The organism is Bacteroides sp. D1, from assembly GCF_000157095.2.
In the GTDB taxonomy this organism is placed as follows: Bacteria; Bacteroidota; Bacteroidia; order Bacteroidales; family Bacteroidaceae; genus Bacteroides; species Bacteroides xylanisolvens.
In genome coordinates this window covers 73,420-90,482 of sequence record NZ_JH114342.1, presented here as the reverse complement: position 1 = coordinate 90,482, position 17,063 = coordinate 73,420, and the positions used below count along the sequence as shown (strand labels likewise).

Sequence of the window (17,063 nt, the reverse complement as noted above, 5' to 3'; positions counted from 1 at the left end):
AACAAGAAAGCATATTTTCCATTTATTCTCGTACCTTTGTCATACGATTAAATATGCTATCATAATGAAGAACTTTATCAAGGGATTCCGGTTTACTCCCTCCAATTATCCGGCCGAAGTAGAAGCAAAAATACAGAAATACAGGAAACAAGGTTACAAACTTCCTCCCCGTAAAGTACTCCGTACTCCCGAACAACTAGAAGGTATTCGGGAAAGTGCCAAAATCAATACTGCACTGTTGGACTATATTTCAGAAAATATTCGCGAAGGAATGTCTACTGAAGAGATTGATGTATTAGTATATGATTTCACCACCAGCCACGGCGCTATCCCTGCCCCACTCAACTACGAAGGATTTCCCAAAAGCGTCTGCACAAGTATCAACGAAGTTGTGTGCCACGGAATACCTAATAAAAATGAGATTCTGAAAAGCGGAGACATTATCAATGTGGACGTTTCTACCATTTACAAAGGATATTTCTCCGATGCATCCCGTATGTTTATGATTGGCGATGTCAATCCTGACATGCAAAGATTAGTACAAGTCACCAAAGAGTGCATGGAAATAGGTATTGCCGCCGCACAACCCTGGAAACAACTGGGTGATGTAGGCGCCGCCATCCAAGAACATGCAGAAAAGAACGGTTTCAGCGTGGTTCGTGATCTCTGCGGACATGGCGTAGGGATGCAATTCCATGAGGAACCGGACGTAGAGCATTTCGGCCGACGGGGTACGGGCATGATGATCGTACCGGGAATGACCTTTACCATCGAACCCATGATTAACATGGGAACCTACGAAGTCTTTATAGATGATGCCGACGGATGGACTGTCTGCACCGACGACGGACTACCTTCCGCCCAATGGGAAAACATGATTCTGATTACTGAAAACGGAAACGAAATTCTTACTTATTAATGGAATTAATTTTACTTATCGTTATTGCCGCATTAGTGATAGTCTTACTAATACTGTCACTTACAAAAGGTAATAATCAAACGCAAGCGGAACAACTGCAAACAGCTTTGCGCCAACAAATGCAGGAGAATCGCGAAGAACTGAATCGCAGCATCCGGGAACTCCGCCTGGAGATGACTCAAACGCTGAATCAGAATATGCAGCAATTGCAAGACGTATTGCACAAAAATATGTTGACTAACGGAGAGCTGCAGCGTCAGAAATTCGATATGATGGCCCGTCAACAGGAATCATTGATTAAATCGACCGAAAAGAGGTTGGATGACATGAGGACAATGGTGGAAGAAAAATTGCAAAAGACATTGAACGAACGCATTGGCCAATCATTTGAAATTGTCCGCTCACAACTTGAGAATGTGCAGAAAGGACTAGGCGAAATGAAATCTCTGGCTCAAGACGTAGGCGGATTAAAGAAGGTGTTGAGCAATGTAAAAATGCGTGGCACATTCGGCGAAGTTCAGTTAGGAGCATTATTAGAGCAGATGATGAGTCCGGAACAATACGACGCTAATGTAAAAACCAAGAAAAGCGGAACCGAATTCGTTGAATTCGCAATCAAACTTCCGGGAAAGGATGATGCGAACAGCACCGTCTATCTGCCTATCGACGCTAAATTTCCCAAAGATGTATACGAACAATATTATGATGCTTTTGAAGCAGGAGATACTGCATTGATAGAATCGTCCGGCAAGCAATTGGAAACAACCATCAAAAAAATGGCGAAAGACATTCACGACAAATATGTAGATCCTCCTTTTACCACAGACTTCGCCATTATGTTTCTGCCTTTTGAAAGCATTTATGCCGAAGTAATCCGAAGAACAAGTCTGGTAGAAACTCTGCAAAAAGATTACAAAATAGTTGTCACAGGACCTACTACACTAGGGGCTATCCTAAATAGCCTGCAAATGGGATTCCGCACGTTAGCTATTCAAAAGCGAACGGGAGAGGTTTGGACGGTATTAGGAGCTGTAAAAACAGAATTCAGCAAATTCGGAGGACTACTCGAAAAAGTACAGAAAAACCTTCAAAATGCCGGCGACCAACTAGAAGAAGTAATGGGTAAGCGGACTCGCGCTATCGAACGAAAACTCCGCCAAGTTGAACAATTGCCACATGAAGAAAGCATGAAAATTCTTCCGATAGATGATGGAGACGATGAATCGACAGATTAAAGCGAAATCCGAAGTACGACATATCCCAGTAAGCCGGAAAGTACGGTTCCGGTCAATACACCAAATTTGGCCTGATTCAATAATACAGGATAGTCTACCCCAAAAGAAAGATTAGCGATAAAGAGTGATACAGTAAAGCCAATACCTCCCAACAATGCAACTCCGGAAAGATTCTTCCAGGTCATCCCTAAAGGCATGGGAGTCAATCTTATTTTTATAGCCAGCCAGGTAAAGAAATATATTCCAATAAATTTTCCCAGTAACAGACCGGCAGCAACAGCAATACTGACAGCTCCCACTAATTCGCCTCCCCCACTAAACACAACGCCGGCATTGACAAATGCAAAAAGAGGAAGAATCAAATAATTGACTGTTCCATGCAAATTATCTTCTAATGACTGCAACGGACTAATTACACGGTCGGAAGCCGATTCGACCTCTTTCAACTTGGCTATTTGCTCATTAGTCAGCACAATGCTTTCAGATTGCATTGCCGGAAAATCGGCAATGGTATGACGAATTTTTTCGATGTACTTCCCTACATTCAGACGAGGTTTAGCGGGAATAACAAAAGCAAGAATAACTCCCGAAATAGTGCTATGAATACCGGATTGCAAAAATAAATACCAGATAATCACCCCAATCACCAAGAAAAATACCTTATTTGTCGTTCCATACTTTCCTATAAAATAAAGTAAAATATAAAAGAGTATAGCTACCAAAAGATAACCATAGGCAACATGTGAACTATAAAAAAGAGCGATCACCAAAATTCCCCCAATATCATCGACTACCGCAAAAGCAGTCAAAAAAATCTTCAAACTCAACGGCACACGGCTGCCTAATAAGCTCAACACCCCCAATGAAAAAGCAATATCCGTAGCCATAGGAATGGCGAGTCCATGTCCGCCTTCACTACCCGGAACACAAATAAGCGAATAGATCATCACAGGCAACAACATCCCACCACAAGCGGCAATGAAAGGCAACGCCGCCTTACGGAAAGAGGAAAGCTCACCTACCAATAACTCACGTTTGATTTCCAGTCCAACCAATAAAAAGAAAATCGTCATCAAACCATCATTGATAAACTCAATCATTCGCAGATTTTCCCCACCATGCGAAAGCAAATTAAAATTTCCTATCTGTAAATGAAGTTCATGCGACAAAAATTCCTGATATACCGGAGCCACAGAAGAGTTCGCAATAATGGCTGCCGAGATAGCAGCCAGGAATAAAAGAATACTCGCCGTGATATTCATAGACGAGAAGTTCCGCATAGTCCGCAAAATAGTCATAACGAAATGTTTTTATAATATTAGTTTTGCAATATACAGAATTTTCTAATTAGTATAACTCCTTAAAGCAAGATTTTTGACCCAAAGTACAAAAATTCCTGTCAAAATCAGATTCAGTACCAAGGTAAGCACAGAAATCACCAATGCCGGACCACCCAAGTTATAGCCCAATGCAATGAAAATAATTCCGGCTCCTACCTCACCACGGGTAAACATACCGATAGAAAGAGCCAGTCGCTCGCTTAATTTCCGGTCACGGTAAAAGAACATCGGGCAAAGCTTTCCTATATTCGACAATAAAGAGACAATCACCACATGAAACATAATCATCCCCCACGACATCATCTCCTGCGAACCGGTGACGGAATAAGCACCTGCATGAGTCTCCGCAAAGTTCACTCCAATAAAATGCGGCATACTCATCCCCACCAGGAACATGAAAAAAAATGAAATTCCGGTAGAAACCTTTCGTTCCACGGGCGTGTCATGTTCCTTATGTTTCATAATCATACCCAGCACAAATGCAGGCAGCAGGACTTCAATATGAATACTTCCCTCCTCCCCATACAATTCCTTACTACCGAGATAAAGAATTTGAGTAGCCAAAAATATGATTATTGAATAAAAGAGGATAGCCTTCCAATCCTGACGCCAATCGTATTTATTCAGCCTTTGCCAGCCGATCGATAATAACAGGAACACAATCACCACCACAATAATCAACTGCCAGCGCAGCCCGATCATCATAATCTGAAGAGGAATCATCAAAAGAATCGTATCCAAATCATCGAAAATAGCCAATACCTGTATCTTCTTATAAATCCAACTGGACTTTAGCCCGATAGCCGCCAACATCGTAAACAAAATACCGGCTGATGTCGGTGCGGCAAAACGGCTCAACAGCAAATTCTCCTTCCAGGCTTCCCAACTGTTCCAAAAATCGGGTGGAAGCAATACAAACACATAATAAATGGCAATCATAAACCACGGCAAAGCAGCCGTAGCCATGGCAATAAAATAATCCTGGGCGTAACTTTTCCACCGTGTCTTATCAAGAACAAATTCACGGCCTACATTAATCATTATAAAACTAAGGCATACATAGAGCAATACATTCGATATGGATTTAACAGCTCCATAGCCATCCCCTGCCATCATCGGCAGGAATTGCGAAACGACGAGCCCCAACATCAGGAAGCCCGAAAAAGACAGAACTTTTCTCATATTTATAGTTGTTCGTTCCTAAAAAGTGATTGCCAAGGAAAGCTCTGCAGACAGAAGGCAATCACCTGGTGTATTAAAAACTAACCGCAAGTCAATTTGTTCAGAACATATCTCTGAAAAATTGCTTGCGGCAGTGTTTTTTAATCCAGCTTCAGTACGGCGAGGAAGGCTTTCTGCGGCACTTCCACGTTACCGATTTGTTTCATTCGTTTTTTACCTCTTTTCTGTTTTTCAAGCAGTTTACGTTTACGGCTCACGTCGCCACCATAACACTTCGCGGTCACATCCTTACGAACCGCCTTAATGGTTTCGCGAGAAATAATCTTCGCTCCGATAGCTGCCTGAATGGCAATATCAAACTGTTGACGCGGAATAAGTTCCTTCAACTTCTCACACATCCGGCGTCCCATATCGTAAGCATTGTCAATATGCGTCAAAGTGGAAAGCGCATCCACAGGCTCACCGTTCAAGAGGATATCCAACTTCACCAGTTTAGAAGTACGGAAACCATTCGGATGATAATCAAACGAAGCATACCCTTTGGAAATACTCTTCAACTTATCATAAAAGTCAATCACAATTTCTCCCAAAGGCATATTATAATAGATTTCCACCCGGTTACCGGAGATATATTCCTGTTTAATCAATTCACCACGTTTACCTAAACAAAGCGTCATGATAGGACCGATATAATCGGTAGTAGTAATAATAGATGCTTTGATATACGGCTCTTCGATATGGTCAATCATAGTCGGGTCGGGCATACCACCAGGGTTATGCACTTCCTTCATATTACCTTGCTTATCATATATATGGTAAGAAACGTTCGGCACCGTAGTAATCACATTCATATCAAACTCACGGTCCAAGCGCTCCTGCACAATCTCCATGTGGAGCAATCCGAGGAAACCACAACGGAAGCCAAAACCCAAAGCCAACGAAGATTCCGGCTGGAAAGTCAAAGACGCGTCATTCAACTGCAACTTCTCCAAAGACGCACGGAGATCTTCAAAATCCTCCGCTTCAATCGGATAAACTCCGGCAAATACCATCGGCTTCACTTCCTCAAAACCGGCAATAGCCTTTTCACACGGACGGGCAATATGCGTAATGGTATCTCCCACTTTCACCTCTTTGGAAGTTTTGATACCGGAAATAATATATCCTACATCTCCCGTACGAAGTTCGTTACGAGGCACCATATCCATTTTCAACACCCCTACTTCATCGGCATCATACTCTTTTCCCGTATTGAAGAACTTCACCTTGTCTCCCTTGCGAATCATACCGTTTTCGATCTTGAAATAGGCTATAATTCCGCGGAAAGAATTAAATACAGAGTCGAAAATCAAAGCCTGCAACGGAGCCTCTTCATCTCCTTCCGGATGAGGGATCCGCTCAATCACAGCCGCCAGTATCTCTTCCACTCCCATCCCCGTTTTGCCGGACGCACGGATTACTTCCTCCCGTTTGCAGCCCAACAATTCAACGATCTCATCTTCCACTTCTTCGGGATTGGCACTCGCCATGTCACATTTATTAATCACCGGAATAATCTCAAGGTCATGCTCAATGGCCATATACAGATTTGAAATCGTCTGCGCCTGCACTCCCTGGGAAGCATCGACAATCAGCAACGCACCTTCACACGCAGCAATAGAACGCGATACCTCATACGAAAAGTCCACATGTCCCGGGGTGTCAATCAAGTTAAGGATATACTTTTCACCCTGATAAGTATATTCCATCTGGATAGCATGGCTCTTGATAGTGATCCCTCTTTCCTTCTCCAGATCCATATTATCAAGCATCTGCCCGGAAGTCACCTGAATGGTATGTGTAAACTCCAACAAACGGTCAGCCAAAGTCGACTTACCGTGGTCAATATGAGCAATAATGCAAAAGTTGCGTATATTCTTCATTCTGAATTCTTATTATTTTATCTTTTTGGTGTGCAAAGATACGTAAATGGCGGAATAAAAAAAAATGCGTTGATAACATTATGATTATGTACCAACGCATTTTTTTATTGCTTAAGTGAGTTACTCGCTTAGATCAATTTGATGAAGAGTTCACCTTCAACTTCTTCCACAGAGACTTTGTCTTCTCTCAATAACCAGCCAAGGCCGAGAAACAGATCTTTGTCAACCAATTTAGTTGCTTTTTTAAGCTGCTTGGCAGTCATTCCTTCTGTTTCGTTCAGTGCATTCCAGATAGTACCTGCAATTACACCAGCTTTTTCTTTCAACATTTGCTTTGCAATTTTAGTTAGACATGCTTAAAATCTTTCCAGCCATAAAGACTTTCAGATTTTATTTCGGAGGCAAAGATAGTTATTTTTATGTTATATAACACTTTATTGAGCACTTTTTTACCGTTTTTGTAATAAAAAAGCATTTTAGGAGCTCATTTTGGATGCTTTTCGAGATATTCCGACCAAATTCTTGCCGCTTCTTCAACCATTTTTGCACAGGGACGCTTGCTATAATATTGAGCAGTACGCTCTTCCGGAATAGTGGAGACCGGCTCTTTTTTCTTTAATCCCAACAATTCGCCACAAATCAGCGAGCCGTTACGCTTCTTAAATTCAGCCGCCAGTTCTTGCACTACCGCATAATTGGCAGCTTTTCCTTCCCGGTCAGTTGCTTCCGTAGCACCGGTTTCCAAGCCTGCCACCAGAAACATGCCGCAGGCAGCTCCACACGTTTCACGCATCCGTCCGATGCCCCCGCCAAAAGAAGCACTCATACGCAATGCCTGTTCCTGTGTAAATCCATACATGTCTGCAAAAGCCGCTACCACCGACTGTGAGCAGTTATATCCACTCTTAAAAAGCTCCACTGCTTTCTGTATTCTATCTTCCATAAACTATTTTGCATTTTTATTTCGTGCAAAAGTATAAAAAAGTATCTTTGTATCAGATAGGGCGTAAAGATTAAAATCAAAAAAAAGAAAATATGAACAAAACTATTTCATATAAAGAATCGACAGCCATTGCCATCCAAGCTATGATGAGCGCAGCCAGAAAGGATGAATATGCCGATAGGAAAAGAAAAAGTAATTTCCCTCAAAACAGAAAGAAACGTGATGTCACTCTCAAGGACATACGTGAATGGAACAAAAGAAGGAATTATAAAGAAGACACAGGAATCACAATCAACGCGATGATGGAATCAGCCGTCAAAGATCCGTATGTGGATCTGAATCCACCATCCAAATTTTAAAAAGCTAAAATATATATGGCTACAACATTTGACATCCAACTACCTCATTATTCGCGCGGATTTCATCTAATCACGCGCGATATTGTCTCACAGCTACCCCCACTTCCTGAAAGCGGTCTGCTGGTAGTCTTTATCAAACACACTTCTGCCGGACTGACTATCAACGAAAATGCAGACCCGGACGTACGGCATGACTTTCAGACGTTTTTTAATAAACTTGTCCCCGACGGTGCTCCCTACTTCATCCATACCCTTGAAGGCCCTGACGATATGAGTGCCCATATAAAAGCCTCCCTGATAGGAAGCTCGGTCACCATCCCCATCAAAAACCACCGTTTGAACTTAGGTACATGGCAAGGCGTCTACCTCGGCGAGTTTCGCGACGGAGGAGACACCCGTAAATTGAGTATTACCATTCTATAATATTTCCAGAGCCATCGGACAATGGTCGGAATGTACGGCCTCATTCAAGATATACGCCCGTTTCAACAGCGGGCGTACCGGCTCGCTGACCATACAATAATCAATTCTCCAGCCTTTATTCTTGGCACGCGAATTAAAACGATAGCTCCACCAGGTATATTCCTGTTTCTCCGGACAAAGCGTACGGAAAGAGTCCACATATCCCGCAGACAGGAAACGCGTCATCCATTCCCGTTCTTCAGGAAGGAAACCGCTGTTGGTCGCGTTCCGGACAGGGTCATGAATATCAATCGGCTCGTGACAGATATTATAATCGCCGCAAAGAATCAAGTTGGGACGAGACTTCTGCAACTCCATCACATATTTCTGGAAATCTTCCAACCAGACCATTTTAAAGGCCTGGCGTTCATCTCCGCTCGTTCCCGAAGGATGGTAAACGCTGACTACCGACAAGTCTCCGAAGTCCGCACGAATGAAACGTCCTTCATTATCGTATGCTTCCATTCCCATCCCATATTCCACATGGTCCGGTTCCCGCTTGGTAAGTATAGCCACTCCACTGTATCCCTTCTTCTGCGCCGAGTATAAATAAGACTTGTAGCCCAATGCTTCAAACACTTCTCCCGGATATTGGTCCGGTTGCAGTTTCGTCTCTTGCAGACAAAGAATATCAGGATTCTCCTGTGCCAACCATTCCGGTAACCCTTTAGATACGGCAGCACGTAGTCCGTTCACGTTATAAGTAATAATTTTCATCATTCTATATTTATAAGTTCATGTTCATTTTATGAAAACAAAAGCATAATGTTCAGTACCGAAACGATAATAGCAATCGAGTACAACACGAACGTACTCCAACGACTATTGACATAATCGCCCATCACCTTTCGGGAAGACGTCAGTCCCACCTGTAAGAACACGGTGAAAGGCAATTGAATACTAAGTACCATCTGCGAAATAATCAATCCTTTAAACGGATCTCCAATAAAGAAAATCAGCAATAAGGCAATTCCCAAAGACAAGAGAACTCCCACCTGCGAGTGACTGTCCTTGATATGATAAGACTCGCCGAAAATACCTGCAAAAATAGAACCTGCCGCCATTCCGCTCGTAATAGTTGACGAAATGCCCGCCATCAGCAATGCCAATGCAAATACAATTGCCGCATTACTTCCCAATAAAGGTTCGAGCAAAGACTTAGCCTGTTGCAGTTCCTCTACCTGAATACCGCTCTTAAAGAAAGTGGCGGCCGCCAGCAGAATCATGGCACTGTTAATCGCCCAACCAACAATCATTGAGAAAAGAGTGTCAAACAACTCATATTTCAATACCTTCTTAATAGAAGCATCATCTTTCTTATTGTACTCGTGACTCTGTATCACCTCCGAATGAAGGAACAGATTGTGAGGCATCACTACCGCTCCCAACACACTCATGATAATCAGCATACTACCTTTCGGGAAAGAAGGAGTCACCCACCCCGCCGTTGCAGCCGGCCAGTCTATTTCCACCAGAAACAACTCATAAATAAATGAAAGCCCGATAACAGAAACGAACGCAATGATGGAACGTTCTATCTTTTTATACGAATTAGTGAAAAGCATGATGGAGACAAAAAGCGTAGTCAATACAGCTCCCCATATAATAGGAATATCCAATAACATTTCCAACGCGATGGCACCTCCCAGAATTTCCGCCAGGGAAGTAGAGATCGACGCCAGTACTGCTGTACCAAGAATAGGTCGTGACACCCATTTAGGAGTGTACTTAGTGGCCGCCTCCGAAAGGCAAAGTCCGGTAACGATTCCCAAGTGAGCAACATTGTGCTGAAGGACAATCAGCATGATAGTAGACAAGGTAACCACCCAAAGCAAGGAATAGCCGAATTCGGAACCGGCGGCGAAATTAGAAGCCCAGTTTCCCGGATCAATAAATCCTACAGTAACCAGTAGCCCCGGACCAATATATTTAAAAACATCCAGTCCACCCAGATAGCGTTTATGATCTTTGCGTCTTAAGTCTTGAAAAATATTCTTCATTTTTGCATAATAGTTTATCCAGTACAAATATACTTATAAATAACGAGTGAGAATCAATTTTAGTTCAAAATACCAACCAATAAGTAGATGACCTATGGACACAGATGATACACTAATTATGAGGACATTATTATAAAAGGATTGAGTAAGGACTACTCGAGAAAAGGCAATAAGGACTTTCTGCAAAAAAATGACCTCCGACAAACCAATTGCCAGAGGTCACAAATCAATATATAATTTACATAAATGAAGATCAATCAATATCCCATCTCATGCAATGCACGACATAATTGATCGGGACAAGATGTCGGCCTGCCACCACAACGCACTCCTTCAAGTTTTGCGATCACTTCCTCCACCTTCATTCCTCTCACAAGGCGGGAAATACCTTGAAGGTTACCATTACATCCTCCCCAGAAAGCAACTTCCTTCACCACTCCATCTTCCACATTCAGTTCGATATTCGTGCTGCAAGTTCCCTGGGTCTTATAAACATATTCCATAACCTTACTTTACTCTTCCCCTTCTTCCGGTTGCATATTGGTATAGACAGTCTGCACGTCATCAAATTCTTCCAAACGTTCGATCATCTTATCCAATGTTTCGCGTTGTTCCGGAGTAACCTCTTTCAAGTCGTTCGGGATATAAGTGAAGTCTCCACCGACATCTTCAAAGCCACATTCTTCCAAATGCTTCTGAATAGCGGCGTAGCTCTTAGGATTACCATAGATAGTAATTGTTCCCTCTTCATCATCTTCTTCATATTCATCTTCCACGTCATAGTCGATCAGATCGAGAATCAGTTCTTCCATATCCAATCCGTCTTTCTTCTTGAAAGTGAACACACATTTGTGGTCGAAAAGGAACGCAAGAGAACCCATTGTACCCAGATTGCCACCGAACTTATTGAATACCGAACGAACATCAGCCACTGTACGAGTCGTGTTGTCTGTCAATGTGTCTACAAACACAGCAATACCGTGAGGGCCATATCCTTCATAAGTCATGCTCTTGTAGTCGCTCTGGTCTTTACCCAACGCGTTTTTAATAGCACGTTCAATGTTATCCTTCGGCATGTTTTCACGCTTACAAGTAGCGATCACCGAACGCAGCGTCGGGTTGTTTTCAGGTTCCGGACCGCCTGCCTTTACAGCGATAGCGATTTGTTTACCCAGTCTTGTAAAAGTTTTAGCCATGTGGCCCCATCTTTTCAGTTTAGCGGCCTTTCTATATTCAAATGCTCTTCCCATTGGTTTATATTTTTAATAATGACAATTTTAAGTTTATCTAAGTTTGGCACCCAGTTTATCTTCCAGGTTCTTCACCAGTTTCGACATGATCTTATCAATCATCTTATCATTCAAAGTCTGGTTTTCATCCTGAAGCAGGAAGCTCACCGCATACGACTTCTTACCCGCTTCGAGGTTCTTACCTTCATATACATCGAAGAGTTCCACTTCTTTCAACAGCTTCTTCTCTGTTTCGTATGCAATCTTTTCGATTTCGGCAAATTGTATATTCTTATCAAGCAACAATGCCAAGTCGCGTTTCACAGCAGGGAATTTGGAAATTTCCTTGTAGCTGATCTTCACAGAACGGATGGCTTTCATCAATTCCTTCCAGTTCAAGTCGGCGTAATATACTTCATTGTCGATATCAAATGCTTTCAACAGCTTCTTAGTTACAATACCGAAAGAAGCAAGACGTTTTCCGCCCTTTGTGTTGACAGAGAGTGCGGCAGCAAAAACATCGTCTGTCAGATTACCTACAACCAGATTGTGCAAATCCAGTCCCAGACGCTTCAATATATTTTCTACGTACGCTTTCAATTCATACACCGAACTATTTTCATCTGCATGCGCCCATGAGTTGGAAACCTTCTTACCGGTTACCCACAAGCCCAAGTGATAATCTTCCGAATAAGGAGCTAGTACCTTCTCTTCATTCTTCTTGTCAGCATTGAAATAATAACAGTTACCGAATTCGAAGAATTTCAAATCAGCGTTCTTACGATTGGCGTTATGAGCAATGCTTTCCAGTCCGCCGAACAGCAAAGTCTGACGCATAGCGTTCAAATCAGCACTCAACGGATTGAGCAACATCACCAGGTGATTGGACGGATAAGCCTCCAACCCATCATAATAAGCAGCACGAGTCAGTGAGTTGTTCAGAATTTCATTGAATCCGCAACCCACCAATTGCTCTGCAATCAGATTCTGTAATTTATTTGACTTGTCGTGCTCACCCTTTGTAGTCAGACTGGAGTTCAGCGTAGTCGGAATTTCCACATTATTATATCCATAGATACGAAGAATATCTTCAATCACATCGCAATCACGCTGCACGTCTACACGATAAGGAGGAACAGCCAGTGTCAGTCCTTCTGCCGTTTCATTGGTAATCTTCATTTCCAGGCTGGTCACAATGCTCTTGATTGTCTCTACCGGAATCACTTTACCTACCAAAGAATGTACTTTTTCGTAAGCAAGATCGACGATAAAATCCTGTGCAGGAGTAGTGAATACATCTTTTATTTCAGAAGAAATCGTACCGCCAGCCAGTTCTTTCACCATCAAAGCAGCCAGTTTCAAGCAATAAATCACACCGTTCGGATCGATACCACGTTCGAAACGGAAAGAAGCATCCGTATTCAAGCCATGACGACGAGCCGTCTTACGCACCCATGTAGGATGGAAATAAGCACTTTCGATGAATACGTCTGTCGTAGCTTCCGTAGAACCGGAGTCCAGTCCACCGAATACGCCGGCAATACACATGGCCTCTTCCTTGTTGCAAATCATCAGGTCGCGTTCGTTCAACTTACGTTCCACTTCATCCAGCGTAACGAACGGAGTACCTTCGGGCATTGTTTTCACAATCACTTCGTTGCCTTTAATCTTTCCGGCATCGAAGCAATGCAACGGCTGACCGAAAGCATGAACGATATAGTTCGTAATATCCACTACATTATTAATAGGACGCACACCGATCAGGCGCAATTTGTTTTGCAGCCATTCCGGACTCTCCTTCACTGTTACACCTTTCACGGTAACACCGGCATAATGCGGACAAGCTTCGCTGTTTTCAACCTTCACTTCGATATTCAAGTCATGGTTTTCCACTTTAAAGCCATCCACTGACGGGCGTTGTAAAGTTGCCTGACGACCGTTCTGAATCAGATAAGCATACAGGTCACGAGCTACCCCATAGTGAGAGCAGGCATCCGCACGGTTAGGCGTGATATCCACTTCCAGTACATAATCGCTCTTGATATTATAATAATCCTTGGCAAGCGTACCCGGAACAGCAGTTTCCGGCAATACGATGATACCTGCATGATCCGTACCGATCCCAATTTCGTCTTCAGCACAAATCATACCTGTAGATTCTACCCCACGGATTTTTGATTTCTTGATGGTAAAACATTCGTCACCGTCATAAAGTTTCGTACCTAAAGTAGCTACCACCACTTTCTGTCCGGCAGCCACATTCGGGGCACCACAAACAATCTGTACCGGTTCACCGTCTCCCAGATTAACAGTAGTAATATGCAAATGGTCAGAGTTAGGATGTTCCGTGCAGGTCAGCACTTCACCGATCACAAGTCCTTCCAAACCACCTTTAATGGTTTGCACTTCTTCTACACCACCTGTTTCCAAGCCGATAGAAGTCAACGCAGCAGCCGTTTCATCGGGCGTCAGGTCGAAGTTGACATACTCTTTCAGCCAGTTATAAGAGATATTCATATACTTAATTTTTTATTGTTTCTCAAAAAGATTCGCAAAGTTAATAAGATTTTTCGGTTGACCGAGAAGGTTTGATAAAAAATTGCGCGTTATTTCACCACAGAGGACGCAACTAGAACGGCAAAGGTCCATCCCCCGGTGCTCCGAACGGATTCGCTGTCTGCGGTGCAAAATCAGGCGCGGGAGGAGGAGGCATCGAGCCGGCATCACCTGTATTCATCTTCGATCCTAACATAGCCCCGGCAGGCTCACCCGGCATCGGGATAACCATATCGTCCTCCGGATTGGAGAAACGGGTAAATTCTCCCTTAAACCGGAGCAGCACCTCGCCTACCGCACCATTACGATGCTTGGCGATGACAATCTCCGCCATACCACGCAGGTCATTACCACGATCATCCTGATAAATCTTATAGTATTCCGGACGGTGGATAAAGCACACCATATCGGCATCCTGCTCGATGGCTCCCGATTCACGAAGGTCACTCAACTGCGGACGTTTACCATCAATACCTTCACGACTTTCCACACCACGATTCAACTGCGACAGTGCGATAATCGGAATATTCAACTCTTTCGCCAGTCCTTTCAACGAACGGGAAATGGTACTAACCTCTTCCTGGCGGCTACCAAACGCCATACCGCTCGCATTCATCAACTGAAGGTAGTCAATAATAATGATTCTCACCCCATGTTCACGTACCAGACGACGCGCTTTTGTTCGAAGTTCAAATACAGACAGAGACGGAGTATCATCCACGTAAAGCGGTGCATCCATCAGATTCTTCAGTTTATAGTCCAATTGCTGCCATTCATAATTTGCCAACTGTCCACTTTTGATCTTCTCACTCGGAATCTCACAGACATTCGCAATCAAACGGTTCACCAACTGAACGTTACTCATTTCAAGCGAGAACAACGCCACCGGGTTCCGATAATCGACAGCAATATTCTTAGCCATAGAAAGGACAAAGGCGGTCTTACCCATCGCAGGACGTGCAGCGATAATGATAAGGTCGGAATTCTGCCAACCGGAAGTCATCTTGTCGAGCTTTGTAAAACCACTCTCAAGACCACTCAAACCGTCGGTTCGCGCCGCAGCCTTCTGAATCAGCTTATAGGCTTCGTCAATCACCGGATTGATCTGCGTATAATCCTTTTTCATGTTCTGCTGCGAAATCTCAAAAAGTTTACCTTCCGCTTCCTGCATCAAGTCGTCCACATCCAGCGTTTCATCAAACGCCTTACTCTGGATATTGCTTGTAAACGTAATCAACTCACGCGCCAAAGATTTTTGCGCAATAATACGGGCGTGATACTCAATATGCGCTGATGAAGCCACCTTACTACTCAATTGAGTAATATAGAACGGGCCTCCCACCTCTTCCAATTCTCCGCGTTTGCTAAGTTGTTCCTTTACAGTCAGAATATCCACCGGTTTCTGATTCACCGCAAGATCGGTGATAGCAGAATAAATCAACTGATGCCGGTGTTCGTAAAAAGATTCGGGACGAAGAATCTCACTCACCAATGAGTAAGCATCCTTTTCAATCATCAAAGCTCCCAGAACTGCTTCTTCCAATTCAGGTGCCTGTGGCTGAATACGTCCATAATCATTTACCGGTTGTACCTTAGTAGACTTTGTATTGCGGGTATTTCTTTTCTGTTCGGCCATCGAGGTATTTACTATTTTACAATTTACTATTTACTATTTTACGACTAGACAGACTCCTTTATAACAGAGTTTTTCCAGTCGGGACGACAAAGATAGAATATAATCATGAAGAATGGATAAGGAAAAATGAAGATTTTACTAACTTTGCTCCCGAATTACATTCAACACATGATTAATTGTCATGTGCGGCACTGCAAATAGTAAATCGTAAATTGTAAAATAGTAAATAACCTTATGCTCGCTTTTCCTAATATCAAAATAAACCTGGGACTTTCCATCACGGAAAAACGCCCGGACGGATATCACAATCTGGAAACCGTTTTCTATCCGGTAGCCCTCGAAGACGCTCTCGAAATCCGTACTTCTTCTGAAACAGAAAAGAAGATTATCCTCCACCAGTATGGCATGGAGATAGCCGGCAATCCGGAAGACAACCTGGTGGCAAAGGCCTATTCATTGCTGGATAAGGAGTTTCATCTTCCCCCTGTCGAAATTCATTTATATAAGCATATTCCCTCGGGAGCCGGACTGGGGGGCGGTTCATCCGATGCCGCTTTTATGCTAAAGTTGCTCAACGATCATTTTCAGCTGGAATTATCCGAAGAGCAGCTGGAGGTATATGCCGCCACTTTGGGAGCGGACTGTGCTTTCTTTATCAAAAACAAGCCGACCTATGCCGAAGGGATCGGAAACCTGTTCTCACCAATCGAGCTTTCATTAAACGGCTACCAAATCATGATTATAAAACCGAACGTTTTCGTTTCTACCCGGGAAGCCTTTTCAAATATCCACCCGCACCGTCCGGAATATCCGGTCAAAGAGGCAATCCTGCGTCCAGTTGCAGAATGGAAGGATATCCTAATCAATGATTTTGAAGCAAGTGTATTCCCGCAACATCCCGTTATTGGGGAAATTAAAAGAGAACTCTATCATCAAGGAGCGATCTACGCCTCCATGAGCGGCTCCGGCTCTTCAGTGTTCGGACTGTTCGCCCCCGGAACTTCTTTACCGAAAACAATGGGAGAAAGCGACGTTTTCTGTTTCAAAGGAAAGCTATAAACATAGTTTTGTTCGCCCAGTATGGGCGAACAAAAAACGGTACCACGACTCACGTCGTAGTACCGTCACAACACAAACACAAAATAAAACACGACAAAACTACTATGCAATCTTTCCTGTCTATGCCGGGGAGGCATAAGTACCATTTACGTATATTCGCATACTCATAAACAGCTTCAGGTCGATTAGCATCAAATAAACAAATCGCATGCACGATTTGT

Annotated in this window: 16 protein-coding genes; 5 read left to right on the top strand and 11 right to left on the bottom strand. The window is 43.3% G+C overall.

Annotated features, from left to right (window positions below; translation table 11 throughout):
- Positions 1–64: 64 nt before the first annotated feature.
- On the top strand, positions 65–919 hold the full coding sequence (gene map / locus BSAG_RS11495) for a type I methionyl aminopeptidase (protein WP_004312787.1): 855 nt from the start codon (positions 65–67) through the stop codon (positions 917–919).
- Entirely contained in the window at positions 919–2,154 is a 1,236-nt protein-coding gene (locus BSAG_RS11500) for a DNA recombination protein RmuC (RefSeq protein WP_004312785.1), read from the top strand. The genes map and BSAG_RS11500 overlap by 1 nt, the downstream gene beginning before the upstream one ends.
- Here BSAG_RS11500 and nhaA read toward each other — a convergent pair.
- The 5 genes from nhaA to BSAG_RS11525 form a co-directional block, all read right to left on the bottom strand.
- Entirely contained in the window at positions 2,151–3,452 is a 1,302-nt protein-coding gene (nhaA, locus tag BSAG_RS11505) for a Na+/H+ antiporter NhaA (protein ID WP_004312783.1), read from the bottom strand. The two genes, BSAG_RS11500 and nhaA, sit on opposite strands and share 4 nt — an antisense overlap.
- A gap of 45 nt (positions 3,453–3,497) precedes the next feature.
- Positions 3,498–4,676 carry a hypothetical protein gene (locus BSAG_RS11510; protein WP_004312781.1) on the bottom strand — a complete coding sequence of 393 codons (1,179 nt, stop codon included), beginning with the start codon at positions 4,674–4,676 and terminating at the stop codon, positions 3,498–3,500.
- 140 nt (positions 4,677–4,816) lie between these two features.
- Complete coding sequence (gene lepA, locus BSAG_RS11515; RefSeq protein ID WP_004312779.1) at positions 4,817–6,598, bottom strand: translation elongation factor 4; 1,782 nt, start codon at positions 6,596–6,598, stop codon at positions 4,817–4,819.
- Between the two features lie 128 nt (positions 6,599–6,726).
- Complete coding sequence (locus BSAG_RS11520) at positions 6,727–6,927, bottom strand: winged helix-turn-helix domain-containing protein (protein WP_004295603.1); 201 nt, start codon at positions 6,925–6,927, stop codon at positions 6,727–6,729.
- A gap of 155 nt (positions 6,928–7,082) precedes the next feature.
- The gene (locus BSAG_RS11525; protein WP_004312774.1) at positions 7,083–7,541 is read right to left on the bottom strand and encodes a C-GCAxxG-C-C family protein; all 459 of its coding nucleotides are present in this window, start codon (positions 7,539–7,541) and stop codon (positions 7,083–7,085) included.
- Between the two features lie 92 nt (positions 7,542–7,633).
- Here BSAG_RS11525 and BSAG_RS11530 point away from each other — a divergent pair, with 92 nt between their 5' ends.
- Together BSAG_RS11530 and BSAG_RS11535 are read left to right on the top strand one after the other, a co-directional pair.
- Entirely contained in the window at positions 7,634–7,900 is a 267-nt protein-coding gene (locus tag BSAG_RS11530) for a hypothetical protein (protein ID WP_008643710.1), read from the top strand.
- Positions 7,901–7,915: 15 nt separating this feature from the next.
- Positions 7,916–8,323 (top strand): secondary thiamine-phosphate synthase enzyme YjbQ, encoded by a 408-nt coding sequence (locus BSAG_RS11535; protein WP_004312772.1) that lies wholly within the window; start codon positions 7,916–7,918, stop codon positions 8,321–8,323.
- Here the strand turns inward: BSAG_RS11535 and BSAG_RS11540 are convergent.
- From BSAG_RS11540 to dnaB, 6 genes are all read right to left on the bottom strand, one after another.
- Positions 8,318–9,079, bottom strand: coding sequence for an exodeoxyribonuclease III (locus BSAG_RS11540; RefSeq protein ID WP_008016274.1), 762 nt, complete (start codon positions 9,077–9,079; stop codon positions 8,318–8,320). The genes BSAG_RS11535 and BSAG_RS11540 overlap by 6 nt on opposite strands.
- A 29-nt stretch (positions 9,080–9,108) precedes the next feature.
- Positions 9,109–10,362: an Nramp family divalent metal transporter gene (locus BSAG_RS11545; protein ID WP_008022695.1), complete on the bottom strand. Its 1,254-nt coding sequence runs from the start codon at positions 10,360–10,362 to the stop codon at positions 9,109–9,111.
- A 257-nt stretch (positions 10,363–10,619) separates the two neighbouring features.
- A complete protein-coding gene (locus BSAG_RS11550) occupies positions 10,620–10,865 on the bottom strand; it encodes a TIGR03905 family TSCPD domain-containing protein (RefSeq protein WP_004312765.1) in 246 nt (81 codons plus the stop codon).
- A 9-nt stretch (positions 10,866–10,874) separates the two neighbouring features.
- A complete protein-coding gene (locus BSAG_RS11555; RefSeq protein WP_004312763.1) occupies positions 10,875–11,612 on the bottom strand; it encodes a YebC/PmpR family DNA-binding transcriptional regulator in 738 nt (245 codons plus the stop codon).
- Between the two features lie 33 nt (positions 11,613–11,645).
- The gene (pheT, locus tag BSAG_RS11560) at positions 11,646–14,108 is read right to left on the bottom strand and encodes a phenylalanine--tRNA ligase subunit beta (RefSeq protein WP_004312761.1); all 2,463 of its coding nucleotides are present in this window, start codon (positions 14,106–14,108) and stop codon (positions 11,646–11,648) included.
- Positions 14,109–14,220: 112 nt separating this feature from the next.
- Entirely contained in the window at positions 14,221–15,783 is a 1,563-nt protein-coding gene (gene dnaB / locus BSAG_RS11565) for a replicative DNA helicase (RefSeq protein WP_004312759.1), read from the bottom strand.
- Positions 15,784–16,017: 234 nt separating this feature from the next.
- Between dnaB and ispE the strand changes: the two genes are divergently transcribed.
- Complete coding sequence (gene ispE, locus BSAG_RS11570; RefSeq protein ID WP_004312757.1) at positions 16,018–16,842, top strand: 4-(cytidine 5'-diphospho)-2-C-methyl-D-erythritol kinase; 825 nt, start codon at positions 16,018–16,020, stop codon at positions 16,840–16,842.
- The last annotated feature ends 221 nt before the right edge of the window (positions 16,843–17,063 follow it).